Below are 22,920 nucleotides of genomic sequence, written 5' to 3'. Positions count from 1 at the left end.
GGCACGAAATAATTTTCAGCGGCCGGGGAACTTCCCCGGAAACCGCCCGGTCAGAGACTATGAATGGCCAGTCAAGCCCTTCATGCTCCTTAGATGTGATTTAGTGTTGGCAGAATACCGGGCATCCCTTTCCTAGCACAGCCCGGTTGTTGAACCCCGAACCTTCCCTCCCCATAGAAGTTCGGGGTTTTTTTTGCCTGTTATTCGGTGGCTGCCGGCTGGTCTTCGTCCTGCTCGGTATCTTCGGCGGGGTACAGCCAGCTCTCCAGCACCGCATGGGCCTCGTCGATACCCTGGCGTTTGGGCGAGGAGAACAGCTGCACGCTGGCGCGGTTGCCGAATTCCTTGCGTACCGTGCTCTGCACCTTGAGCAACACGCCCTTGGCCGCGCCGAAGGACAGTTTGTCGGTCTTGCTCAGCAGGATATGCGCCGGCAGGCCGGCAACATTCGCCCAATCCAGCATCATGCGGTCGAAGGCCGACAGTGGATGGCGGATATCCATCACCAGCACCACGCCGGCCAACGAATCCCGTTGGGTAAGATAGGCGTCCAGGTGTTTTTTCCAGTGCTCCTTCAACTCCAGCGGCACCTTGGCGTAGCCGTAGCCGGGCAAGTCGACCAGGCGATGGGTATCATCGAGGGCGAAGAAGTTGATCAACTGGGTGCGCCCCGGGGTTTTCGAGGTCCGTGCCAAGCGTGCGTGGGTCAGGGTATTCAGTGCACTGGACTTGCCGGCGTTGGAGCGCCCGGCAAAGGCGACTTCGTAACCCTGGTCCGGCGGGCATTGATCGACCTGGCTGGCGCTTTTGATGAAGCTGGCTTGTTGGCAGAGAATGGGGAGCGGTGTGGCTGGGGGCATGGAATATCCGGTTTGTGTGGTAGGGTCGAACGGGAACAGACCCTAGATGCATTCACGTCAGCGGCTAGCTTAGTATATAATGCCGCGGTTTAATATCGTGGCAGGCACTGCGACAGTATGGCCATTGCGCTGCTTCCGAGGGGCGGCTAGCATGGGCGCTTATTCGAGCCGGCCTGTATTTGTATTACTGTTGCCAGGCGTCGAGGCTGTCTGCACATAACGCGGTCATCGAGACCGGACGCGGACCAGGCCTGATTTTTCTTTTAGCCGTAATTGGATTAGCCGATGAATAAATTACTTGTAAGTCTGGTGTTATCCCTCGGTGTGGCCGGTTCGGCCCATGCGCTGCAGGGTGATGCCGAAGCCGGCCAGGGCAAGGTGGCCGTCTGTGCAGCCTGTCACGGTAACGATGGTAACAGCATCATGCCGAACTGGCCGAACCTGGCCGGTCAGGGCGAGCGCTATCTGCTCAAGCAGCTGGTCGAGATCAAGGAAGGCGTACGAGTGGTGCCGGAAATGACCGCCATCGTGGCTAACATGAGTGATCAGGACCTGGCTGACGCCGCAGCTTTTTATGCAGCGCAAACGCCGGCTCGCGGCGTTGCCGATCCCGAGCTGGCGGCACGTGGTGAAGCCATCTACCGTGGCGGCGACCTTGCCACAGGTCTGCCGGCCTGCACTGGTTGCCATTCACCGACTGGCCAGGGCAACGACCCGGCGGCCTACCCGCAGCTGGCTGGGCAGCATGCCACCTACACTGCCAAGCAGCTGACCGACTTCCGTGAAGGCGACCGGGTCAACGATGGCGATGCCATGATCATGCAGACCATCGCTTCGCGTTTGAGCAACAAGGATATCGAGGCTGTCTCGAACTATATCCAGGGTCTGCGTTGATCCCAGTTGCGCTGCAATAGCTGGTGTTAAAAAAAGGGTGGCTGCGGCTGCCCTTTTTTGCGACTGTAGAAAACCCAACCGGCTTGCGGAATAGCGCACCGGGGAACCTTTTTGCCATCATGATGGCCTGAATGTCACAGAAAGATTGTCTGGAGAGATACATGCGCAAGTTGTTGACTGTTGGATTGGTATGGCTGCTGGGCAGCCTGGCAATGGTTCAGGCTCAGGAAACCCAGTACAAGGCCGGTGTGCATTACGTCGAGCTGCCCGCCGTGGCGCCGACCCAGGAGCCGGGCAAGATCGAAGTGGCCGAACTGTTCTGGTACGGCTGTGGTCATTGCTTTACCTTCGAGCCGATCATCGGCGAGTGGAAGAAAACCCTGCCCGAGGACGTACACTTCCGTCCCGTCCCCGCTTTCTTCGGCGGCGCCTGGGACACCCATGGCCAGCTGTTCTACACTCTGGAAAGCATGAACCAGCTGGGTGACGCCCACGCAGCGGTATTCCAGGCTATCCACAACCAGGGCAACCGCCTGGCTGACACCGATGCCATGGTCAAGTTGCTGGCACAATACGGCGTCGATGAAGATGAGTTCCGCAAGACCTGGGCGTCCGCCGGCGTGAACCTCAAGATGAGCCAGGCCAAGCGACTGGCCAAGGCCTATCGCGCCACTGGCGTACCCACGCTGATCGTCAACGGCAAATATCGAATCGAAGGCGGCATGGCCGGCAGCTTCGAGGAAATGCTGAAAATCGCAGAATACCTGGTGGATCAGGAACGTTCCTGACCAAGGATGCTTTGATGATTGCAACGGGCAATATTCCATGGCGACGCGCTACTCAGGGTTCCATGGCGCCCGCCTGCCTGCAGACCAATCCGAACTGGGCCTGCGGTGATACTGAACAGCCGCTGCCCGATGTATTGCGGCTGCTCAGCTTCAACATCCAGGTGGGTATCAACACCCAGCGCTACCATCATTATCTGACCCGTGGCTGGCAGCATGTGCTGCCCCACGCGCGGCGCCAACACACCCTCGGGCAGATCGCCCAGCTGCTCAACGACTTCGACGTCGTTGCGCTGCAGGAGGTCGATGGTGGCAGCCTGCGTTCGGGCTTCGTCAATCAGGTGGAGCACCTGGCGAAGGAAAGCCAGTTCCCCTTCTGGTATCAGCAGCTCAATCGCAATCTCGGGCGCTTCGCCCAGCACTCCAACGGGTTTCTCAGCCGCTACCAGCCGAAACTGCTGGAAGACCACAAGCTGCCCGGCATGTTGCCCGGTCGTGGTGCGATTCTCACCAGCTTCGGCCAGGGCCCGGACAGCCTGTTGGTAGTGATGATGCACTTGGCGCTGAGCACCCGTACCCGCGCCAATCAGTTGGCTTACATCCGCGAGCGCATCGCCGATCATGCCCATGTGGTATTGATGGGGGACATGAATACCCATGCCGAAGACCTGTTGGAGCGCTCACCGCTGAGCGGCAGCAATCTGCACACTGCCAGCCTGCCCGGCACCTACCCGAGCTGGAAACCGGCCCGCGTGCTGGATCACATCCTGCTCAGCCCCAGCCTCAACATCGAGCAGGTGGACGTGTTGCCGCAGCCGATCTCCGATCACCTGCCGGTGTCCATGCACATCCGCCTGCCGCCCAGCCTCTGCCATCTCCCTGCGCCAGCGGTAGATTGATGCGCTGGCGTTGGTCGCGCCCGGTTCATACGCTCTCCGGGCTGTTGCTGATCTGTCTGGCACTGGCCGGCTGCAGTCGTGGCCTGGTGATCGACACCAGCCATACCGCCCGTGGTCAGGATAGCCGCGTGCAGTATGTGATCCTGCACTACACCTCCTCGAACTCGGCCCGGGCGCTGAATACCCTGACCCTGGGTGAGGTCAGCAGCCATTACCTGATCGATGCCAATCCGCCGACCATCTACCGCCTGGTGGACGAGAACCGCCGTGCCTGGCACGCCGGTGAAAGTAGCTGGCAGGGCCGCACCTGGCTCAATGCCAGTTCCATCGGCATCGAGATCGTGCACCCCGGCTACCATGACACCTCCGAAGGGCGTCAGTGGCAGCCCTGGGATCAGGCGCAGATCGACCGGCTGATTCCGCTGTTGCAGGACATTCTGCAGCGGCACGGCCTGCCGCCGGAGCGGGTAATTGGCCATAGCGATATAGCACCGCAGCGCAAGCTTGATCCCGGGCCGCTGTTCCCCTGGCAGCAACTGGCCGAGGCGGGCGTAGCCATCTGGCCTGATGCGGCGCGGGTAACGCAGTATCAGCATCTGCTGGGCGGCCAGACGCCGCCCCTGGCCTGGTTCGAGATGGCCCTGGAGCGCTTTGGTTACAGCCTGGCGGCGCGTCCCGGACAGACCAATGCGACCCGCAATGTGATCGCCGCCTTCCAGATGCGTTTTCGTCCGGCCCGCCATGATGGTCTGCCGGACGCAGAGACCGCTGCCATACTGGCGGCACTGGTTCCCGACAGTTTTGCCGAGATCAGCCGCTTTAGCGAATTCACTGTACCGCCCGCCCCCACGATCACCCTACCCTGACCAAGGAACACCCCACCCATGCTCAATGGAATCTGGCTGAGCTTCTTCCTTGCTGCCTTCGCTGCCGCGCTCTGGCAATGGCTTGGGATGGGCGACAGCGAGGTATTCAGCCGGTTGGTGGCGGCGCTGTTCGATATGGCCCGGCTCAGTGTCGAGATCGTGCTGGTATTGGTCGGCACCATGACCTTGTGGCTGGGCTTTCTGGCGGTCGCTGAGAAGGCTGGACTGATCCGTCTGCTGGCGCGCGTGCTGGACCCGCTGTTCCGCCGGCTGATGCCGGAGGTACCCAGTGGGCATCCGGCGTTGGGGCATATCAGTATGAACTTCGCCGCCAATATCCTCGGTCTGGACAACGCCGCCACGCCCATCGGCATCAAGGCTATGCACTCGCTGCAGGAACTCAATCCGCAGAAGGATACCGCCACCAACGCGCAGATCCTGTTCCTGGTGCTCAACAGTTCATCGCTGACCCTGTTGCCGGTGACCATTTTCATGTATCGCGCGCAGCAGGGAGCGACCGACCCGACCCTGGTGTTCTTGCCGATTCTGCTGGCGACCACCGTTTCCAGCCTGGTCGGCCTGCTGACCGTGGCCTTCATGCAGCGCCTGCGCCTGCATGATCCGGTGGTGCTGGCCTATCTGCTCGGCGGGGCAGCCGCGCTGGGCCTGTTACTCACCACCCTCGCCGGTATGTCCGCCCAGGCGCTGGCTGCCACCTCGTCGCTGGTCGGTAACCTGACCCTGTTCGGCATCATCATCCTGTTTCTGGGCGTGGCGGCCCTGCGCAAGGTCAAGGTCTATGACACCTTCATCGAGGGCGCCAAGGAGGGCTTCAGCTTCACCATCTCGCTGCTGCCGTTTCTCATCGCCATGCTGGTGGCCATCGGCGCACTTCGTGCCAGTGGCGTGCTGGACGCCGGGCTGGAAGGCATCCGCTGGCTGGCGGAAGGGTTCGGCTGGGATACCCGCTTCATCGATGCCCTGCCCACCGCCTTCATGAAACCGCTGTCGGGCAGTGGCGCGAGGGCAATGATGATCGAGACCATGGACACCTTCGGCGTCGACAGCTTCCCGGCGCTATTGTCGGCGACCTTCCAGGGCAGCACGGAAACCACTTTCTACGTAATCGCGGTGTATTTCGGCGCGGTCGGTATCACCCGCATCCGCCACGGCCTGGGCTGCGCACTGACTGCCGATCTGGCCGGTATGCTTACCGCCATCGGGGTGTGTTACTGGTTCTTCGGCTGAGGCGCCCTGCTAAGCTGTAGAGCAGAACCCTGATTGGAGGCCCCATGCCCGCACCGCGTTTTGACCAGTTGCACCGCCAGCCCGGCCCGTATTTCGTGGCCTTGGGCGGTGCGGGGATGTTTGGGGCGAACCTGTATCTGTACGGCTCCGGTGGCGAGTGGATCGCCATCGACTGTGGCTTCGCTCTGGAGTCCACGCCCAGCGGGGACAGCCGTGTGGCCGTTCCGCTCATCGAGGCGCTGGAAAAGCACGATATCAAGCTCAGTGCGCTGTTGATCACCCATGGCCATGAGGACCATATCGGTGCCATTCCCTACCTGTGGCGCGAGCTCGGCTGTCCGCTGTATGCCAGTCCCTTTACTGCCCGGCTGATCCGCAACAAGCTGGCGCAGAATCTGGAATGGCCGCCATTGCATGAGATCCGGCCGCTGGAGCCTATCGGGCTCGGTGCCTTCCAGGCTGAATGGATACCCGTCACCCACTCGATTCCCGAATCCCACGGCATTCTCCTGCAGGTAGCCGGCAAGCGCATCTACCACAGCGGCGACTGGAAGCTCGATGCTCAGCCGCTGGTGGGTGAATTGACCGCCGAGGGACGACTGCGTGCCATCGGCCGTGAAGGCGTGGACGTGGTGATCGGCGATTCGACCAATGCTCCGGGCAGTGGCGCCAGCCGATCCGAAGCGGCGGTGCAGGACGGCCTGTCGGATGCGATTCGCCCCTGCACCCAGCGGGTGGTGGTTACCTGTTTTGCCAGCAACCTGGCACGGCTGCACAGCCTGGCGGAAATCGCCTTCGATACCGGCCGCTACGCCGGCCTGCTCGGCCGCAGCCTGGTCAGCATGCACAGTTTTGGCAGGGCACATGGTTATCTGCGGGCCCGTCCGGGGTTTATCGCCCCCTGGGAGTTGGGTTTTCTGCCGCGCGATCAGCAGTTATGGATCTGTACCGGCAGCCAGGGCGAGCCGGCTGCCGCGCTGGGCCGGTTGGCGGCGGGCAGTCATCCGCACCTCACCCTGGCGCCCGGCGATACCGTGGTGTTCTCCTCACGGCTGATTCCCGGTAACGAGGAAGCGCTGGAGCGCATCAAGCACAACCTGCTCAGGCAGGACGTGCACATCATCGATGACGACATGGCCCCCATCCACGCGTCCGGCCACCCACCCCAGGAAGATCTGCGCCAGCTATATGGTTGGCTGCGGCCGCGCTATCTGCTGCCGGTGCATGGCGAGCCTTACCATCAGCAGGCCCACATGGAGTTTGCCCGCGGTCTGGGTATCGGTGGGCTGGTACCGGGTAACGGCGATCTGATCGACCTGAGTGGTCAGCCTTGTCGGGTGGCTGAGGTGCCGTGGGGGTTGATCGAGGTGCAGCGGTAGATCCCCCGCCCCCCTCAGAAACTCTGTTCCTTGATCTTCTGCCACAACATCCCCAACGCCAGCAATGGCGAGCGGAACAGTTCGCCCCCGGGAAAGGCCATATGCGGCACCTGGCTGAACAGGTCGAACCCGCGACTGGCCTGGCCGGTCATGGCCTCGCCGAGGATGCGGGCGGCCAGGTGGGTCGCGTTGACGCCGTGGCCGGAGTAGGCCTGGGCGTAGAACACGTTGGGCTGATCGGGCAGGCGGCCGATCTGTGGCAGGCGATTGGCGCCGATGCCGATCATGCCGCCCCACTGGTAATCGATACGGGTGGCCTCCAGCTGCGGGAAGACCTTGAGCATCTTCGGTCGCATGTAGGCGGCAATGTCCGCCGGGTCACGCCCCGAGTAATGGCAGGCACCGCCGAACAGCAGACGCCGATCGGCAGACAGCCGGTAGTAATCCAGCGCCACGCGCTGATCACAGAGCGCCATGTTCTGGGGAATCAGCTCGGCGGCCAGTTCGGGTGACAGCGGTTCGGTGGCGATCAGGTAGCTGCCGGCGGCAATGACCTGGCTATCGAGGCGACGCTGCAGGCCGCTGTGGTAAGCGTTGCAGGCGAGCACCAACTGGGCGGCGCGTACCCGTCCTCGGTCGGTGTGCACGGTGATGGTCGAGCCATGATCAATGGCGGTCACCGCCGAGCGCTCGAACAACCGCACGCCCAGCGACTGGGCCGCTGCTGCTTCGCCCAGGGCCAGGTTCAGCGGATGCAGGTGCCCCGAGCCCATGTCGATCAGCCCACCGACATACCGATCAGAGCCGACCACGCTGCGCATCTGGTCGGGCTCGACGATTTTCAGTTCATGCTGATAGCCCAGCGACAACAACTCGTCCCGATCAGCGCGAAAGGCGTCGAGATGGCGCGGCTTGTTTGCCAGGTCGCAATAGCCCCAGGTGAGATCGCAATCGATGGCGAACTCGGCCACGCGCTCGCGGACGATGTCGACCGCTTCGATACCCATCAGCTTGAGATCGCGCACGCCCTCCGCGCCGATGACACCGGCAAACTGATCGACGTCATGGCCGACGCCGCGGATCAACTGGCCACCGTTGCGGCCGCTGGCACCCCAGCCAATCCGCCGCGCTTCCAGCAGCACCACCGAGAGCCCGCGTTGGGCCAGTTCGATGGCGGTATTCAGCCCGGTAAAGCCGCCGCCGATGATGCACACATCGGCCTGTTCCTCGCCTTCCAGTATCGGCAAGAGCGTCTCGCGGTTGCGTGAGGCAAGGTACCAGGAGTTGGGGTAATCGGCGGAATGGATGGTGTGGCGTGACATGGAAGCTCCGTCGCACAGCGGAAATACAGACCGGCAGGATAACGGCAATTGTCCTGCCACAGAAGCCCTGGCATGCCGTGGCGCCGGAGCAGCGGACATTGCTCGCGGCTTTTGTCGGGATAATTTGCTATTCTTGCCGCCAGCGACCTCCCGCCGCACCCATCGTTTCAGTACTTACTTGCCTGTGGACCTGCCATGCGCCCAGCCTATGCCCTGATCGACTTATCGGCCCTGCGCCATAATTACCGTCTGGCCAAACGCCTGACCGGCTGTAACGCCCTGGCGGTGGTCAAGGCCAACGCCTATGGCCACGGGGCGCTGGAGTGCGCCGCCGCCCTGAACGAGGATGCTGATGGGTTCGCGGTCGCGGCGATCGAGGAGGCACTGGCCCTGCGCGAAGCGGGTCACCGGCAACCCATAGTGCTGCTCGAAGGCTGGTTCGAGGCCGCCGAGCTGGAGCTGATCTGCCGCCATGATCTATGGCCAGTGGTGCATCACCACGGACAGTTGGCTGACCTGCGCGAAGCGAACCTGAGTCGGCCGCTGCAGGTCTGGTTGAAGCTCGACAGCGGTATGCATCGTACCGGCTTCTCTCCAGTTGAGTATCCGCAGATCTGGCGTGAATTGCAGGCCAGCAACAAGGTCGCCAGCCTGACCAAGATCACCCACTTTGCCCGGGCCGATGAACCGGAAACCGGCCGTACCGAGGAGCAGCTGGAGACCTTCGCGCAAGCGACCGCAGGGCTCGACGGCCCTGCCAGCCTGAGCAATTCCGCCGGCGTGCTGGCCTGGCCCAGCGCCTATGGCGATTGGGTCCGGCCCGGCATCATGCTGTACGGTTCCAGCCCCTTCGACTTTGCCCAGGAGCAGGCCGCGCAGCTGCGGCCGGTGATGCAGCTGGATTCGAGGGTGATCGCGGTACACAACATTGCGGCGGGTGAACCCATCGGCTACGGCTCGCGGTTCGTCACCCGCCGGGCGAGCCGCATCGGGGTGGTCGCCATGGGGTATGCCGATGGTTATCCGCGTCATGCGCCGGACGGCACACCGGTACTGGTGGACGGCCAGCGCACCTGCATCAGCGGGCGGGTCTCCATGGACATGCTGACGGTGGATCTGACCGGGCTGCCGGGCAGCGGGCTGGGCAGCCACGTACGGCTTTGGGGCGATGGGCTGGATGCCGGCGAGGTGGCCAGCCATGCCGGGACCATTTCCTACCAGTTGTTTTGCAATCTGAACCGGGTACCGCGGCGCTATCAGGTCTGATTTCGGCAGGGTGCTGCGTTGAAAATAATGCACAGCCGTGCAATCATGCGGCCCACCTGATCCCATCTGTATTGCCCAGAGGATTCCGACCTTGGATGTTGGCGCCCGACTGAAAACCATCCGCAAACTCAAGGGCCTGTCCCAGCGCGAGCTGGCCAAGCGCGCCGGAGTCACCAACAGCACCATTTCGATGATCGAGAAGAACAGCGTCAGCCCCTCGGTCAGTTCCTTGAAAAAGGTACTGGCGGGGATCCCCATGTCGCTGGTTGAATTCTTTGCCGTCGAAGCGCCCGCCGATCAGCCGCGCAAGGTGGTCTATCGCACCGGTGAGCTGTTGGACATCGGCAGTAATGAGGTGATCATGCAGCTGGTCGGCAAGGATCACCCCGACCGCAGCCTGTCTTTCCTGCGCGAAACCTACCCGCCCGCCGCCGACACCGGGCCGGATATGCTCAGTCATCAGGGCGAGGAAGCAGGCATTGTGGTGCAGGGCCGGTTGGAGCTGACCGTGGGCGCGGAGATTCATGTTCTCGACACCGGGGATAGCTACTACTTCGAGAGCAGCCAGCCGCACCGCTTCAACAACCCCTTCGACGAACCCTGCGTATTGATCAGCGCCACTACCCCGGCGAATTTCTGAGACTCAATTCGGCGGGAAGGTGCTCAATAGCTTGGCGGCCCGCTCGTGCATTTCCTGATTGCGTTCCAGGGGTGTCTGGCGCTCGCGCACCGTCTGGCTGTCGCTGCCACGCCAGACCAGCCGCCCATCGTTGGCGTCAAGCATGTCAATCTGCAGCGTCATGACCTGATAGTCCACGGTGCGGGTCTGGCTGTATCCGGGGCCGCCCCAGTAAGGCCCCCAGTAGCCCCAGCCGCCACCATAGTGCGTGGTGACGTTATCCCGACGGGTTTCCAGCACCACCGAGGCGCGGACCTTCAGGTCAGCGGTATCCGCTGGCTGGGCTGGTCGCAGGCCGCGTACATCCAGCTGGGCGGCGACCGCTTCGAGGACGCGCTGGCTGGTGAGATCACTGGTCAGGCGCGGATCATTGGCTGGTGCGTAGCTCACCGGCGGATCGGCCCAGCTCCAGGTCTGGTACTGGCTGAAATCCCGGCTCAGATCATAATCTGCACGGGGTCCGGTGGCCTGGCAGGCCCCCAGCATCAGCAGCGACAGCAGGATCATAAAGCGCAACATGGGAAACCTCGGCTGCGTCAGTAGTATATGGAATCAGACTGCCAGAGCAGGTGATGGTTCTGTACCCAAGCTACACCAGCGGCAGCAGCAATTGGAAGCGTGCGCCCTCTCCCGGATGCGATTGCAGAGTAATCTGACCGCCATGCAGTTGCACTATCTCCCGGCACAACGCCAGGCCCAGACCGGCGCCGCCCCGGCTGGCGCCGATCTGTACGAAAGGCTCGAAGATGCGTGCTTGCTGGCCATAGGGGATACCCTCGCCATCGTCTTCGACCGCCAGTAGCAAGCGCTCATCCTGCACCGCGGCGTGCAACCGCACTGCGCCGCCCGGGTGGCTGTGGCGGATGGCGTTGGCCAGCAGATTGTCCAGCACCCGCTCGATCTGCAAGTGATCCAGTTGTACCTCCGGTAGATCGGTCGCGCCCTGCACCTCCAGCGTCAGCCCTTTCGCCTCGGCCTGCCCCAGGAACCGCTCGCGGGCACTGGTCAGCAGCGCATCGATTGCGCACGGGCTGCGTTCGAGTTTCTGCAGACCGTTCTGGTAGCGAGAGAAGTCCAGCAACTCGTTGATCAACCGCACCAGGCGGTGCATTTCCTCATCCACGGTCCGTAACAGTTCACCCTCCCGTGACCCGGCCGGAAACTGCAGGCGTTCCAGCAGCAGGGCAAAGGCCATGTGCATGCCGGCCACCGGGGTGCGCAGCTCATGAGAAGCGCGCAACACAAATTCGCTGCGGATACGCTCGAAAGCGCGCTGTTCGGTGACGTCATGCAGCACCATCACCATACCCAGCAGCCGCCCGCCGGTATGGCTGACCGGCGTGATGCTGTAGGTCAACAACCGCGATTCGGCATGCACCTGCACCTGCAGATCACCCAACACCCCGCTTTGGGTGGAGCCGCGGGCTACCTGCCACAGTTGCTCGTCCAGTTCCGGGCGCTGCAGGGCCTGGCTGGCGCTGAGGCCGAGCTGGCGGGTATCGCAACCCAGCTGGCGCCCGGCCACTGGGTTGAAATGCTCCAGGCGGCCGCTGCGATCGAAAATCAGCAAGCCATCGTCGATGCTGTCGAGTACTGCCTGTAACCGCCGCTGCTCGGCCAGCAGCGCTTCCACATCACTGTGACGAAACTGCTGTAGCGCCGCCGCCATCAGACCGAAGCGCCGGCTCAGAGTGGCCAGCTCAGCGACCGGGGTGACGGGTAGGGTGACGCTGAAGTCGCCCTTGCCAATCAGGTTGGCCGCGTCGGCCAGCGCCTCGATTGGCCGGCCGAAGCGTTGCGCGATGCTGTGGGCGGTTACCAGGCCCAGCACCAGTACCGCCACGCCAACCAGACCGAGCAACCCGGCGATCAACCAGGCGCGTTCACGGGCGTTCTGCTCCCCGGCGCGCAGTTCCACCAGATAGTGCATGAGCATCCGGTCGATGTGGTTGTGAATGGTACTGAAGTGGCGGCTGAACTCGTCGCTGCCGAGAATCTGCTGGCGCACTGTCAGCGGCTCGGCGAGCAGGTTCTCGAATACCGCGTAAGCCTCGGTCAGCTCTGTCAGCGTCTGGTGTTCGGTCTCATGCCGGGCTTCCTTCCGGGCCTCCGCCAGCCACTCTTCGAAGCGGGCGTCGGCGGTGCGGATGGCGGTCAGATCCGGTTCGTCGACCAACAGCAAGGCCAATTGCCGGTTCAGCTCCTGGCTCAGGCCGGTGGCGGCCTCGATACTGCCCAGGGTGCTGGTCATGGCCTGACTCTGGGCGCGGGTGAGATGCAGCACACTGAAGATACCCAGCAGCAGCCCGATCAGCGCCACCGTAAGCAGTGCGCCATTGCTGAGAAACAGCCGGCTGCGCAGTTTCACAGGCCGAGTTGCTTGCGTTTGCGATAGAGCGTGGACGCGTCGATGCCCAGTGTGCGTGCCGCCTGATCCAGCGTCTCGCTATTGCCAAGCACGGCAGTGATGTGAGCGCGTTCCAGCTCTTCCAGGCTGAGTTCCGCGCCGGCCCGGGGCACGCTGTCGAGTGGCGGAGCATCGAAACCCAGGTGCGTGAGATCGACCAGCTCTTCGGTGCAGATGATGCTGGCGCGCTCGATCATGTTGCGCAGCTCGCGGATATTGCCTGGCCAGGAATGCTGTTGCAGTGCCGTCAGGGCCGCGTCGCTGAAACCGCGGGCGGGGCGGCCATAATCACTGACGAAGCGTGCGAGAAAGCGCTCGGCCAGCTCGGGAATATCCTCGACGCGTTCGCGCAGCGGCGGCAGTGTCAGGGTGATGACATTGAGACGGTACATCAGGTCCTCGCGGAACGCGCCGGCAGCAGCCATCTCCGCGAGGTTGCGATTGGTCGCCGATAGAATGCGCACGTCTGCATGGCGGGTCTGGGGATCGCCGACGCGCTCATACTCACGGTCCTGAATAAAGCGCAGCAATTTTGGCTGCAGGGCCAGGGGAAAGTCGCCGATCTCGTCCAGGAACAGGGTGCCACCGTCGGCCTGACTGACTCGGCCCAGGGTATTTTCCGTGGCGCCGGTGAAGGCGCCACGGGCATGGCCGAACAGTTCGCTTTCCATCAACTCGGCGTTCAGTGAGGGGCAGTTGACCGTGACGCAGTCATGCTTGCTGCGCTTGCTCCAGCCATGAATGGCCCGCGCCAGTTCGCCCTTGCCCGTGCCGGATTCGCCGAGAATCAGGATATTGGCATCGGTATCAGCCACCTGGCGCGCGGTATCCAGTACCGAGCGCATGCCTGGGCAGTGGGAGTCGAGATCGGCCCCGGCAGCGGCGGTTTCCTGCTCCAGCGTCTGTAAACGGGCCGCCATGCGGCTGGTTTCCAGTTGCCGTGCGGCGGCCAGGCGCAACTGCTCGGGACTGCAGGGTTTGACCAGATAATCCGCCGCACCCGCCTGCATGGCATTGACCGCGGTATCGATTGCCGAGTGGGCGGTTACGATCACCACCCGCATCCAGGGAGCCAGCACTCGCAGCCGGGACAGCACCGTCAGGCCGTCATCGGCACCCAGCCGCAGATCGAGAAAACAGAGATCGAATACCTGCCCCTGGACCAGCGCCTGCGCCTGATCGCCAGAGCTGGCTGTGGCAATGGCGTACCCCTCGTCCTCAAGACAATAGCGAAAGGTGCGCAAGATCGCCGGTTCGTCATCGACCAGCAGAATGCGGCCTTCTTTATCGGGTGTTTGCATGATCCGCTCCATAGGCTGCCCCTGTGTGGTTAGTCACCGCTGCGTCATGCAAGTTGCACGATATTCTCTGGCCCTTCCTGCAATTTGCACGGCTTCGAAATCGTGGTGAATTCGATAACTTATTGATTTTCAATTAATTAGCGTAAAGCCAAAAGCTGGCATGACTGCTGCAACGGTATAAGGGAAAGGCCTTTACGGCCGCTGAAAGAGGAAGTCACTATCATGCATGCCTTGAAAAAACTCGCCATTGCCACCGCCACCGTCGGTGTCATCGCCCTGAGCCCGATGGCAGCGTATGCAGAGGATGGCGATATGAGCCGTCAGCTGACCGAAGCGCGTCAGGAAGGCTCGGTCTGGACCGCCTTCGCTCTGAACCGCCACCTCAGCCCCTTCAGCATTGATGTTGAGATCGAGAACGGCGTTGCCGTGCTTACCGGTGAGGTCGAGTCGGAGGTTGACCGCGATCTGGCCGAGCAGGTAGCCCTGGGTGTGGAAGGCATCCGCGAAGTGGACAACCAGCTCAAGGTCGAAGGCGAGACCGCCGATCGCAGCACTGCCGATGATAGCGGGGCCGCCTTTTCCACGCGTTTCAACGATGCCACCACCACGGCAACCGTGAAGTCGAAACTCTTGTGGAATCGCAACACCGAAGGGCTGGACATCAATGTTGGCACTCGTAACGGGGTGGTGACCCTGCAGGGCAACACCGACTCAGCGGAATCGAAGGAACTGGCCGAGCGGCTGGCGCGCAATACCGAAGGTGTTCGCCAGGTCGACAATCAGCTGGAGGTCAATGCCGAAGCGGGCACGGCCGACAAGGCGCGGGACAAGGCGGATCAGGCTGGTGCAGCCATCAGCGATGCCTGGATCAGCAGCAAGGTGAAATCCAGTTTCCTGTTCAACAACAGTCTGGATGGGCTGGATATCTCCGTGGATACCAAAGGCGGCCAGGTGACCCTGGGCGGTCAGGTGGCCACATCGGCAGAGAAGGATCTGGCCATTGAAATCGCGGAAGACATCCGCGGCGTGCAAGGCGTCAATGCCGATTCACTGCAAGTCGGGAATGAAGGCTGAATCCGGCATATCAACTAATTGAGGAGAACTGCCATGTTAAGTTGGGCTATTACTTTTCTGATCATCGCCATCATCGCTGCGGTTTTGGGTTTTGGTGGTATCGCAGGCACTGCTACCGGGATTGCCAAGATTCTATTCGTGGTCTTTCTGGTGCTCTTCGTCGTGTCCTTCATCATGGGTCGTCGACCCAAGCTATAGGGCACAACAACTGAAGCGCAAACTCGAACCGGTCACTTTGTGGCCGGTTTTGCGTTGGCGTCATCTGGAAAACGTACGCGCACCAACAGACCGCCCAGTGCCCCCTGCTCCAGGCTGATCTGCGCCCGATGTGCACGGCAGATTTCGCCGACGATGGACAGCCCCAGGCCGCTGCCAGTACCGCCTTGTCGATAGAAGCGCTCGAAAACCCGGTTGCGCTCGGTTTCCGGAATACCCGGCCCGGTATCTTCGACCTCCAGGCAGGCGCCAGCGGTGAGTCGCAGAATGATCTGCCCACCCGCCGGGGTATGCACCAGCGCATTATCGATCAGGTTACCCAGCAGTTCCTGCAGCAGCGTCGGCTCGCCCCATACGGTAAAGGGCTGCTCGACTTCCAGCGCCAGTTCGACCTGGCGCCCGTAGGCAAGCGGAACCATGGCCATGGCCACATCCTGCACCAGCGGCGGCATATCCACATGTTCGGCGCTGCCATCGGCTACCGCCCGGGCGCCGCGTTCAATGCGGGCCATGGATAACAGGCGGTTGGCCAGGGCGATGGTGCGATCGGTACTGACCTCCGCATCCTGCAAGGCCTGGCGCCAACTCTCGGGTTCGGTCGCGCGCAGGCCAAATTCGATGCGTGCCTTGAGCGCCGCCAGCGGCGTGCGCAATTCATGGGCGGCCTCGGCGATAAAGTCGCGCTGGCGTTCGAAGTTTTCCCTGAGCCGGCCGGTAAAATGGTTGATCGCATCCACCAGCGGGGTGATCTCCCGTTGCAGCCCCTCGGTACTGATCGGACTGAGATCATCACTGCGGCGCTGGGCCACTTCTTCTTTCACGCGCCGCAACGGACCCAGGGCCGCATTGACCGTCAGGTAGGCCAGCAGCAATGCGCTCACGCTCAGTACGCTCAGATTGATCAGCGAGCGCTGCAGCAGATGACGTGCCATGCCCTCGCGGGCGTTCAGCGTTTCGGCGACCCGGATTTCCGCCATGCCTTGCAGCTCGCCGCCGCTGACCGGCTGCAGCAGGCTGACCACCCGCACGCCGGCGCCGTGATATTCCGCATCGTAGAAGCGGGCCAGGGCGGGATAGTTCTGGGTCATGGCAACGCCGGCGGGCGGCGCGGGCAGGTCGTCATAGCCGGAAATGGGCTGGCCATTCAGATCCAGCACCTCGTAATACAGGCGGCCGGTGATGTCGTAGGCAAAATTGTCCAGGGCAATGTAGGGCACATCCACCTGCAGCTTCCCGTCAATATCGAACAGGCGCTCGGCAATGGCCCGGGCGGACGACAACAGGGAGCGGTCATAGGCGGTATCAGCGGCCTTGCGCGCGTTCCAGTAAGAGGCGGAGGCGGCCAGGATCAGCAGCACACTGAGCATCAGCACCAGCCGCACCATCAGCCGGCGGCGGAGGCTGCCGGTACCGCGGCTGCGCTTCATTCCGTGGCTTCCAGCAGATAGCCCAGCCCGCGGAAGGTAACGATGCGTACATGGCTGCCGTCGAGCTTGCGGCGCAGCCGCGAGATATAGATTTCAATGGCTTCGGGGCTGGCGTCCTGATCCAGACCGAAGACCTTGCTGGCCAGTTGTTCCTTGTTCAGCATCCGGCCTGGCCGGGTGATCAGATTTTCCAGGACCGCATGTTCGCGCGAGGGTAGCTGCAGCGGGGCACCGTCAAGAGTGAAGCGCCGATCGGTCAGGTCATAGACCAGCGGTCCGCAGCATTGCTGGCGCTCGCCACCCATCAGGCTGCGCCGCAGCAGGGCATTGACGCGGGCTTCCAGTTCGCTGAGCTCGAAGGGTTTGGCCAGGTAGTCATCCGCGCCCAGGTTCAATCCGCGAACCCGGTCGCCCACCTCGCCCCGCGCAGTCAGGATCAATACCGCCAGGGTCTGGCGCCGCTCGCGCAACTGGCGCAAGACCTCGAAGCCGTCCAGGCGCGGCAGGCCGACATCGAGAATGGCCAGGGCATAATCCTCACTGCGCAGCGCCAGATCGGCGGCCACGCCATCGTGCAGGGTGTCCACCGTCAATCCGCCAGCCTTGAGCGCGCGGGTCAGACTGTCAGCCAGTTCCGGATCATCTTCCACCAGCAGAATGCGCACCCACTTCCCTCCTTCGATCATTTTGACGAGTGTACACCTCCCGTCGGCGGCGACGAAGGTTGCACCCTTGATCAGGTGGGGATGACAGGTTGATGAAAGGTTGCGGCATTAGGCTTCTGGGCGTTAGTCGAATATCACCCTGATTAAAACGAGCGCACAGCGCTTCTACAAAAAAAATAATGGAGAAGCTGATGACCGTCAGTATCAATACCTGTTTGCTGCGTGCCGCCCCGCTGGCCCTGCTGGTCAGCCTGCCCATGGCGCAGGCGGCAGATGAGGGCTTCCTGGACGGCAGCAAAGCCAGCCTGGAAATGCGCAATATCTACTACAACCGCGATTACCGCGAAGGTACCGGCCAATCCAAGCGCGAGGAATGGGCGCAGGGCTTTCTGCTGAACCTGCAGTCGGGCTATACCCGGGGCCGGATCGGCTTCGGTCTGGATGCCCAGGGGCTGCTCGGCGTCAAGCTGGACTCCAGCCCGGACCGCACCCGCACCGGCCTGCTGCCACGCCATGATGATGGCCGCGCCGCCGATGAGTACAGCAAGCTCGGGCTGACGGCCAAGGCGCGGGTATCCCAATCGGAGTTGCGTCTGGGCACGCTGATGCCGACGCTGCCTACCTTGAAGCCGAACAACAGTCGCATCCTGCCGCAGACCTTCGAGGGCGGCATACTGGAGATCGGTGAATTCGACGACCTGTCCATGTCCCTGGGTCGACTGACCAAGACCAAACTGCGCGACTCCTCGGATGCCGAAGATATCGTACTCAACAGCAAGAACGGCCGTTTTGTCGGCGTTACTGCTGATCACTTTGATTGGGCCGGGGTGGATTATCAGTTCACGCCTGGTCTGGCGGGCAGTTATCACCTGGCACAACTGGATGATATCTACCGCCAACAGGTCATGAGCCTGAGCCACCGCGGCGCTCTGGGTGCGGGCAATCTGCGCGCCGAGCTGCGCGTGGCGCTGTCCGATGACCAGGGCGCCGCGCGCGCCGGGTCGATTGACAACCAGGCCTGGCAGGGCGTGCTGGGTTACCGCCAGGCCGGTCACGGATTGGCGCTGTCGTTGCAGAAAATGCGTGGCGACAATGCTTTCCCGTATATCAACGGCAGCAACCCGAATCTGGTCAACTTCGTGCAGGTCAACGATTTTGCCGAAGCGGGGCAACGCTCCTGGCAGGTACGTTACGACTACGACTTCGCCAGTTTGGATATTCCGGGACTGACCTTCATGACCCGCTATACCAGCGGCGACAAGGCTGAACTGGCCGCCGGTGGTCATGGCAAGGACTGGGAGCGCAATATCGAGCTGCAGTACATCGTCCAGCGCGGTGCGCTGAAGAACGTCGGCCTGCGCTGGCGCAATGCGACCTACCGCTCGAGTTATGCGCGTGATCTGGATGAAAACCGTTTGATCGTCAGCTACACCCTGCCGATCCGCTAGAAAACTGCCTGATTACAACACTTATAACCTCTGAAGAGGAATTGCGACATGAAAGCTTCTCTGCGCACAGTACTGCTCGCCATGGCCTGCCTGGGTCTGGCGGCGCCGACTCTGGCCGATGAACCAAGACGCCCCGAATGCATCGCCCCGGCCTCCCCGGGTGGCGGTTTCGACCTGACCTGCAAGTTGGCCCAGAGCGGCCTGCTGGAAGGTAAATACATCAGCAAGCCCATGCGCGTGACCTACATGCCCGGCGGTATCGGTGCGGTGGCCTACAACGCTGTGGTCGCTCAACGGGCGGACGAGGGCGGTACCATTACCGCCTTCTCCAGCGGCTCGCTGCTGAACCTGGCCCAGGGCAAGTTCGGCCGTTATGACGAAACCGCGGTGAAATGGCTGGCTGCCTTCGGCACCAGCTATGGCGCCATTGCGGTGCGCGCCGACTCGGAATTCCAGACCCTGGATGATCTGGTCAAGGCGCTCAATACCGACCCGAGCAAAGTGGTGATCGGCTCCGGTGGCACGGTTGGCAGCCAGGACTGGATGCAGACCGCCTTGATTGCCCGCGCTGCGGGTGTTGATCCGCGCAAACTGCGCTACGTGGCGATGGAAGGCGGTGGTGAACTGGCCACCTCGCTGCTGGGTGGTCATATCCACGTTGCCAGCACCGATATCTCCGACTCCATGCCGCATATCGAAAGTGGTGATCTGCGCATTCTGGCGATCATGGCCGATGAGCGTCTGCCCGGTGCGATCACCGAGCAGATCCCTACGGCCAAGGAGCAGGGTTATGACGTCAGCTGGCCGGTGGTACGCGGTTTCTACATGGGACCGGAAGTGAGCGATGAAGAGTTCGCCTGGTGGAAGAATACCTTCGACCAGATGATGGCTTCGGAGGACTTCGCCAAGCTGCGCGAGAGTCGCGAGCTGTTCCCCTTCGCCTTGAGTGGCGATGAGCTGGACGCCTATGTGAAAAAAGAGGTGGCCAGTTACAAGGAGCTGGCTGCTGAATTCGGACTGATCCGCTGATCCGCTGATCCGCTGATTGGCTAGTACGGGCGGACGTCCTGTCCGCCCGCTTCTTGAGGACTCCTGTCATGTATCAACGCCTGTTTGCCGGCTTTCTGCTGGCGGTCTGTGCTGTCCTCGGCTGGATGGCCTGGGGGCTGGAAGCCCCCTTCTCCTACGAGCCGGTTGGTCCCCGCGCCTACCCGCTGTTGCTGCTGGGCCTGCTGGCCGCCGGCGCACTGGTGCTGGTCATCAAGCCGGCCCTGGAAAGTGGCAGCAACGAAGAGGCGCCGCTGTCGCCGGTCATGGTGCCGAAGCTGCTGCTGTGCCTGGCGTTGCTGCTGGCGCTGGCCGCCCTGTTCGAGCGTCTGGGTTTTGTCCTGACCAGCGTCGCCTTCGCCTATGGCATGAGCCGGCTGTTCGGTGGGCGCAACCTGCCGAGCATCGCCGTCGCACTGGTATTGGGGCTGGGCCTGTACTTCCTTTTCGATCGCATTCTGGATGTGCCGCTGCCGCTGGGTGTGCTGGCTGCCCTGGAGAACTGATATGGATACGTTGCAATATCTCGGCCAGGGCTTTGGTGTTGCCCTCAGCCCGAATAACCTGATCACCGCCCTGGCCGGTACCACCATTGGCACCATCGTCGGGCTGCTGCCGGGCCTGGGGCCGATCAATGGCGTGGCGCTGTTGATTCCGGTCGCTTTCGCCCTCGGCCTGCCGCCGGATACGGCGCTGATTCTGCTCGCAGCGGTCTACCTGGGTTGTGAGTATGGCGGACGGATTTCCTCGATTCTGCTGAACATCCCCGGCGAAGCCTCGGCGGTCATGACCACCTTGGATGGTTATCCGCTGGCGCGGCAGGGCAAGGCGGGTATCGCCCTGTCGATTTCCGCCTGGAGTTCGTTTATCGGTGGCTTCATCGCCACCATCGGCGTGGTGATCTTTGCCCCCTTGCTGGCGAGCTGGGCGGTTTCCTTCGGGCCAGCCGAATACTTCATGCTGATGATCTTCGCAGTGGTCTGTCTGGCTGGCATGGCCGGTGACAAACCGGTGAAGACCGGGGTCGCGGTACTGATTGGCCTGCTGTTGTCCTGCGTGGGCATCGACGCCAACAGTGGCGTCTACCGTTTCACCTTCGGTGCGCTGGGATTGTCTGACGGCATCCAGTTCGTGGTGCTGGTGCTGGGCCTGTTCAGCATCAGTGAGATCCTCACCCTGCTGGAACGCACCGAGCATGGCCAGACGGCACTCAAGGCCAGCGGCCGCATGCTGTTCAATGTGAAGGAAGGCGCCTCGGTATTCGCCACCAACATCCGCAGCGGCGTCATGGGCTTCGTTTTCGGCATTCTGCCCGGGGCGGGGGCGACCCTGGCCAGCGCGATGTCCTATATGACCGAGAAACGTCTGGCCGGCAAGGAAGGTCGCTTCGGCAACGGTGATCTGCGCGGCCTGGCGGCGCCGGAAACTGCCAACAGTGCCTCGGCGTGCGGCTCCATGGTACCGATGCTGACATTGGGTATTCCCGGCTCCGGTACCACCGCGGTGATGATGGGTGCGCTGACGCTGTACAACATCACCCCCGGCCCGCTGCTGTTCCAGAACCAGCCGGATCTGGTCTGGGGTCTGATTGCGTCGCTGTTCATCGCCAACATCATCCTGATCGTGATGAACGTACCGATGATCAAGATATTTACCCGCATTCTGTCCGTACCGAACTGGACCCTGGTCCCGGCCATTGCCATCATCACCTCGATCGGCGTTTACGCGGTGCATGCCACCACCTTCGATCTGTTCCTGATGATCGGCATCGGTGTGTTCGGTTATATCCTGCGCAAGCTGGACTTCCCGCTCTCCGGGGTACTGCTGGGCTTCATTCTCGGCGGGCTGATGGAAAGCAATCTGCGCCGGGCGCTGTCGATTTCCAACGGTGATCTGAGCGTGCTGTGGAGCAGCCCGATCAGCCAGGCGCTCTGGGCGCTGGTCGTGCTTATCGCCCTGCTGCCGTTCTGGCGTGCCTGGCGCGCAAAAAGACGGGCCCCAGCGCTGCAGCCGGATGTCTGACCGCTACCCACTGAAACACCTGGCAGCCCCGTTCGCGGGGCTGCTTGGCGGCTGGCTCGCCAGTTTGATCCACCTGCCACTGCCGTGGATGACCGGTTCCCTGCTGGCGGTGATTCTGGTGCGCTGCAGCGGCTGGCTGATCACCGAGCTGCCCGGCGGTCGGCGGGTGGGGCAGTGGCTGGTCGCCAGCGCCATCGGTCTGCATTTCACGGCGCCGGTGCTTGAGCAGGTGCTGGGTCATCTGTGGCTGATCCTGCTCGGCTCGCTGGGTACTTGCCTGCTCAGCGTGCTGGGTATTGCGATACTGCGCCGCAACGGCGTGGACCGGGCCACAGCCTTCTTCTCCAGCATGCCCGGCGGCGCCAGCGAGATGGTGGTCTTTGCCCTGCGTCACGGCGCCGATCCGGCGCGGGTGGCCGCCGCGCACAGCCTGCGCCTGCTGCTGGTGGTGCTGACCATTCCGGCGATCTTCATCTGGACGCTGCCGGCCAATGCGCCGCCGACCCTGGTTCAGCCCGACTGGGGTTGGCTGTTGATCCTGATGCCCCTGGGGCTGCTGGCCGCCCTGATCTGGCGGCGGCTGGGTCAACCCAATCCGTGGATGCTCGGCCCGCTGCTGTGTTGCGCCGCCGCCAGCGCGATATTCGATCTCAACATCGCCCTGCCGGCAGCAGGCAGTGCCATCGGCCAATGGCTGATCGGCAGTGCGCTGGGTTGCCATTTCGATCGAAAGTTCTTCCGCAGCGCGCCGGCGTTCCTGCTGCGTGTGCTGCTGTTTGCCGTGACAGCCATGCTGGCTGCGGCCGCTGGCGCCTGGCTGCTCGGGCGTTTTACCGAGATGGAGGTTGCCGGGTTGACCCTGGGGCTGATGCCGGGTGGGATTACCGAGCTCAGCCTCACTGCCGAGGCGCTGCATCTGTCGGTGGCGCTGGTAACTGCGCTGCAGGTGGCGCGGCTGTTGCTGGTGATGTTCTTTGCCGAGCCGGTGTTTCGCCTATGGCAGCGCCGAGCGCCGGAGCTTGATGCCTCGCAATGATGGGCCACACCTTTGTAACTGCGACCTTCGAGCCCCTTGCCCGGCCTTGCGCCCAGCGTTTAGCCTTACCGCCTTGTTT

At 62.6% G+C, this 22,920-nt stretch carries 22 protein-coding genes; 15 read left to right on the top strand and 7 right to left on the bottom strand.

Going from position 1 to position 22,920, the window contains the following annotated elements:
- Positions 1–200 precede the first annotated feature (200 nt).
- On the bottom strand, positions 201–860 hold the full coding sequence (yihA, locus tag BM267_RS07250; protein WP_036991558.1) for a ribosome biogenesis GTP-binding protein YihA/YsxC: 660 nt from the start codon (positions 858–860) through the stop codon (positions 201–203).
- A gap of 285 nt (positions 861–1,145) precedes the next feature.
- On the opposite strand from yihA, the gene BM267_RS07245 reads away from it, so the two are divergent.
- The 6 genes from BM267_RS07245 to BM267_RS07220 all read left to right on the top strand — a co-directional run bounded on the left by BM267_RS07245 (position 1,146) and on the right by BM267_RS07220 (position 6,931).
- Positions 1,146–1,754 carry a c-type cytochrome gene (locus tag BM267_RS07245; RefSeq protein WP_036991556.1) on the top strand — a complete coding sequence of 203 codons (609 nt, stop codon included), beginning with the start codon at positions 1,146–1,148 and terminating at the stop codon, positions 1,752–1,754.
- Between the two features lie 161 nt (positions 1,755–1,915).
- A complete protein-coding gene (locus BM267_RS07240) occupies positions 1,916–2,542 on the top strand; it encodes a thiol:disulfide interchange protein DsbA/DsbL (protein ID WP_036991554.1) in 627 nt (208 codons plus the stop codon).
- A 14-nt stretch (positions 2,543–2,556) separates the two neighbouring features.
- Positions 2,557–3,438, top strand: a complete 882-nt coding sequence (locus tag BM267_RS07235) for an endonuclease/exonuclease/phosphatase family protein (protein ID WP_074779063.1) — start codon at positions 2,557–2,559, stop codon at positions 3,436–3,438.
- Positions 3,438–4,304 carry an N-acetylmuramoyl-L-alanine amidase gene (locus tag BM267_RS07230; RefSeq protein ID WP_074779064.1) on the top strand — a complete coding sequence of 289 codons (867 nt, stop codon included), beginning with the start codon at positions 3,438–3,440 and terminating at the stop codon, positions 4,302–4,304. The genes BM267_RS07235 and BM267_RS07230 overlap by 1 nt, the downstream gene beginning before the upstream one ends.
- Positions 4,305–4,322: 18 nt before the next feature.
- On the top strand, positions 4,323–5,552 hold the full coding sequence (locus tag BM267_RS07225; RefSeq protein ID WP_074779066.1) for a nucleoside recognition domain-containing protein: 1,230 nt from the start codon (positions 4,323–4,325) through the stop codon (positions 5,550–5,552).
- Positions 5,553–5,596: 44 nt separating this feature from the next.
- Positions 5,597–6,931 (top strand): ribonuclease J, encoded by a 1,335-nt coding sequence (locus BM267_RS07220; RefSeq protein ID WP_074779068.1) that lies wholly within the window; start codon positions 5,597–5,599, stop codon positions 6,929–6,931.
- A 14-nt stretch (positions 6,932–6,945) separates the two neighbouring features.
- Here BM267_RS07220 and BM267_RS07215 read toward each other — a convergent pair whose 3' ends face one another.
- A complete protein-coding gene (locus tag BM267_RS07215) occupies positions 6,946–8,253 on the bottom strand; it encodes an NAD(P)/FAD-dependent oxidoreductase (protein ID WP_074779070.1) in 1,308 nt (435 codons plus the stop codon).
- Positions 8,254–8,448: 195 nt separating this feature from the next.
- On the opposite strand from BM267_RS07215, the gene alr reads away from it, so the two are divergent.
- Both alr and BM267_RS07205 read left to right on the top strand, forming a co-directional pair.
- The gene (gene alr / locus BM267_RS07210) at positions 8,449–9,519 is read left to right on the top strand and encodes an alanine racemase (protein ID WP_036991545.1); all 1,071 of its coding nucleotides are present in this window, start codon (positions 8,449–8,451) and stop codon (positions 9,517–9,519) included.
- A gap of 91 nt (positions 9,520–9,610) precedes the next feature.
- Positions 9,611–10,159, top strand: coding sequence for a cupin domain-containing protein (locus tag BM267_RS07205; RefSeq protein ID WP_036991542.1), 549 nt, complete (start codon positions 9,611–9,613; stop codon positions 10,157–10,159).
- Between the two features lie 3 nt (positions 10,160–10,162).
- Here the strand turns inward: BM267_RS07205 and BM267_RS07200 are convergent, their stop codons facing one another.
- The 3 genes from BM267_RS07200 to algB form a co-directional block, all read right to left on the bottom strand.
- On the bottom strand, positions 10,163–10,717 hold the full coding sequence (locus tag BM267_RS07200; RefSeq protein WP_074779072.1) for a DUF4136 domain-containing protein: 555 nt from the start codon (positions 10,715–10,717) through the stop codon (positions 10,163–10,165).
- A gap of 70 nt (positions 10,718–10,787) precedes the next feature.
- Positions 10,788–12,566, bottom strand: coding sequence for an ATP-binding protein (locus BM267_RS07195; RefSeq protein WP_074779074.1), 1,779 nt, complete (start codon positions 12,564–12,566; stop codon positions 10,788–10,790).
- Positions 12,563–13,906, bottom strand: coding sequence for a sigma-54-dependent response regulator transcription factor AlgB (gene algB / locus BM267_RS07190; RefSeq protein WP_083392445.1), 1,344 nt, complete (start codon positions 13,904–13,906; stop codon positions 12,563–12,565). The genes BM267_RS07195 and algB overlap by 4 nt, the downstream gene beginning before the upstream one ends.
- A gap of 222 nt (positions 13,907–14,128) precedes the next feature.
- On the opposite strand from algB, the gene BM267_RS07185 reads away from it, so the two are divergent.
- On the top strand, positions 14,129–14,980 hold the full coding sequence (locus BM267_RS07185) for a BON domain-containing protein (RefSeq protein ID WP_074779077.1): 852 nt from the start codon (positions 14,129–14,131) through the stop codon (positions 14,978–14,980).
- Between the two features lie 33 nt (positions 14,981–15,013).
- On the top strand, positions 15,014–15,178 hold the full coding sequence (locus tag BM267_RS07180) for a DUF1328 domain-containing protein (RefSeq protein WP_036991535.1): 165 nt from the start codon (positions 15,014–15,016) through the stop codon (positions 15,176–15,178).
- A 32-nt stretch (positions 15,179–15,210) separates the two neighbouring features.
- Here the strand turns inward: BM267_RS07180 and BM267_RS07175 are convergent, their stop codons facing one another.
- Complete coding sequence (locus tag BM267_RS07175; RefSeq protein WP_074779079.1) at positions 15,211–16,623, bottom strand: sensor histidine kinase; 1,413 nt, start codon at positions 16,621–16,623, stop codon at positions 15,211–15,213.
- Positions 16,620–17,288 carry a response regulator gene (locus BM267_RS07170; protein ID WP_036992074.1) on the bottom strand — a complete coding sequence of 223 codons (669 nt, stop codon included), beginning with the start codon at positions 17,286–17,288 and terminating at the stop codon, positions 16,620–16,622. Before BM267_RS07170 ends, BM267_RS07175 begins: the two co-directional genes overlap by 4 nt.
- Positions 17,289–17,479: 191 nt before the next feature.
- Here BM267_RS07170 and BM267_RS07165 point away from each other — a divergent pair, with 191 nt between their 5' ends.
- From BM267_RS07165 to BM267_RS07145, 5 genes are all read left to right on the top strand, one after another.
- Positions 17,480–18,736 (top strand): OprD family porin, encoded by a 1,257-nt coding sequence (locus tag BM267_RS07165; RefSeq protein WP_407920270.1) that lies wholly within the window; start codon positions 17,480–17,482, stop codon positions 18,734–18,736.
- A 48-nt stretch (positions 18,737–18,784) separates the two neighbouring features.
- Positions 18,785–19,765, top strand: a complete 981-nt coding sequence (locus BM267_RS07160) for a Bug family tripartite tricarboxylate transporter substrate binding protein (protein WP_036991531.1) — start codon at positions 18,785–18,787, stop codon at positions 19,763–19,765.
- A 68-nt stretch (positions 19,766–19,833) separates the two neighbouring features.
- On the top strand, positions 19,834–20,289 hold the full coding sequence (locus tag BM267_RS07155; protein WP_036991528.1) for a tripartite tricarboxylate transporter TctB family protein: 456 nt from the start codon (positions 19,834–19,836) through the stop codon (positions 20,287–20,289).
- Position 20,290: 1 nt separating this feature from the next.
- Entirely contained in the window at positions 20,291–21,805 is a 1,515-nt protein-coding gene (locus BM267_RS07150; RefSeq protein WP_074779083.1) for a tripartite tricarboxylate transporter permease, read from the top strand.
- Positions 21,798–22,841 carry an AbrB family transcriptional regulator gene (locus BM267_RS07145; RefSeq protein ID WP_036991526.1) on the top strand — a complete coding sequence of 348 codons (1,044 nt, stop codon included), beginning with the start codon at positions 21,798–21,800 and terminating at the stop codon, positions 22,839–22,841. Before BM267_RS07150 ends, BM267_RS07145 begins: the two co-directional genes overlap by 8 nt.
- Positions 22,842–22,920: the final 79 nt, after the last annotated feature.

Source organism: Halopseudomonas bauzanensis, from assembly GCF_900114735.1.
Classification (GTDB): Bacteria; Pseudomonadota; Gammaproteobacteria; order Pseudomonadales; family Pseudomonadaceae; genus Halopseudomonas; species Halopseudomonas bauzanensis.
This window is presented reverse-complemented; position numbering and strand designations above follow the sequence as displayed.

Coding starts and splice junctions, on each gene's coding strand:
- yihA (WP_036991558.1), bottom strand. CDS start 860: ATGCCCCCAGCCACACCGCTCCCCATTCTCTGCCAACAAGCCAGCTTC.
- BM267_RS07245 (WP_036991556.1), top strand. CDS start 1,146: ATGAATAAATTACTTGTAAGTCTGGTGTTATCCCTCGGTGTGGCCGGT.
- BM267_RS07240 (WP_036991554.1), top strand. CDS start 1,916: ATGCGCAAGTTGTTGACTGTTGGATTGGTATGGCTGCTGGGCAGCCTG.
- BM267_RS07235 (WP_074779063.1), top strand. CDS start 2,557: ATGATTGCAACGGGCAATATTCCATGGCGACGCGCTACTCAGGGTTCC.
- BM267_RS07230 (WP_074779064.1), top strand. CDS start 3,438: ATGCGCTGGCGTTGGTCGCGCCCGGTTCATACGCTCTCCGGGCTGTTG.
- BM267_RS07225 (WP_074779066.1), top strand. CDS start 4,323: ATGCTCAATGGAATCTGGCTGAGCTTCTTCCTTGCTGCCTTCGCTGCC.
- BM267_RS07220 (WP_074779068.1), top strand. CDS start 5,597: ATGCCCGCACCGCGTTTTGACCAGTTGCACCGCCAGCCCGGCCCGTAT.
- BM267_RS07215 (WP_074779070.1), bottom strand. CDS start 8,253: ATGTCACGCCACACCATCCATTCCGCCGATTACCCCAACTCCTGGTAC.
- alr (WP_036991545.1), top strand. CDS start 8,449: ATGCGCCCAGCCTATGCCCTGATCGACTTATCGGCCCTGCGCCATAAT.
- BM267_RS07200 (WP_074779072.1), bottom strand. CDS start 10,717: ATGTTGCGCTTTATGATCCTGCTGTCGCTGCTGATGCTGGGGGCCTGC.
- algB (WP_083392445.1), bottom strand. CDS start 13,906: ATGCAAACACCCGATAAAGAAGGCCGCATTCTGCTGGTCGATGACGAA.
- BM267_RS07185 (WP_074779077.1), top strand. CDS start 14,129: ATGCATGCCTTGAAAAAACTCGCCATTGCCACCGCCACCGTCGGTGTC.
- BM267_RS07180 (WP_036991535.1), top strand. CDS start 15,014: ATGTTAAGTTGGGCTATTACTTTTCTGATCATCGCCATCATCGCTGCG.
- BM267_RS07175 (WP_074779079.1), bottom strand. CDS start 16,623: ATGAAGCGCAGCCGCGGTACCGGCAGCCTCCGCCGCCGGCTGATGGTG.
- BM267_RS07165 (WP_407920270.1), top strand. CDS start 17,480: ATGACCGTCAGTATCAATACCTGTTTGCTGCGTGCCGCCCCGCTGGCC.
- BM267_RS07160 (WP_036991531.1), top strand. CDS start 18,785: ATGAAAGCTTCTCTGCGCACAGTACTGCTCGCCATGGCCTGCCTGGGT.
- BM267_RS07155 (WP_036991528.1), top strand. CDS start 19,834: ATGTATCAACGCCTGTTTGCCGGCTTTCTGCTGGCGGTCTGTGCTGTC.
- BM267_RS07150 (WP_074779083.1), top strand. CDS start 20,291: ATGGATACGTTGCAATATCTCGGCCAGGGCTTTGGTGTTGCCCTCAGC.
- BM267_RS07145 (WP_036991526.1), top strand. CDS start 21,798: ATGTCTGACCGCTACCCACTGAAACACCTGGCAGCCCCGTTCGCGGGG.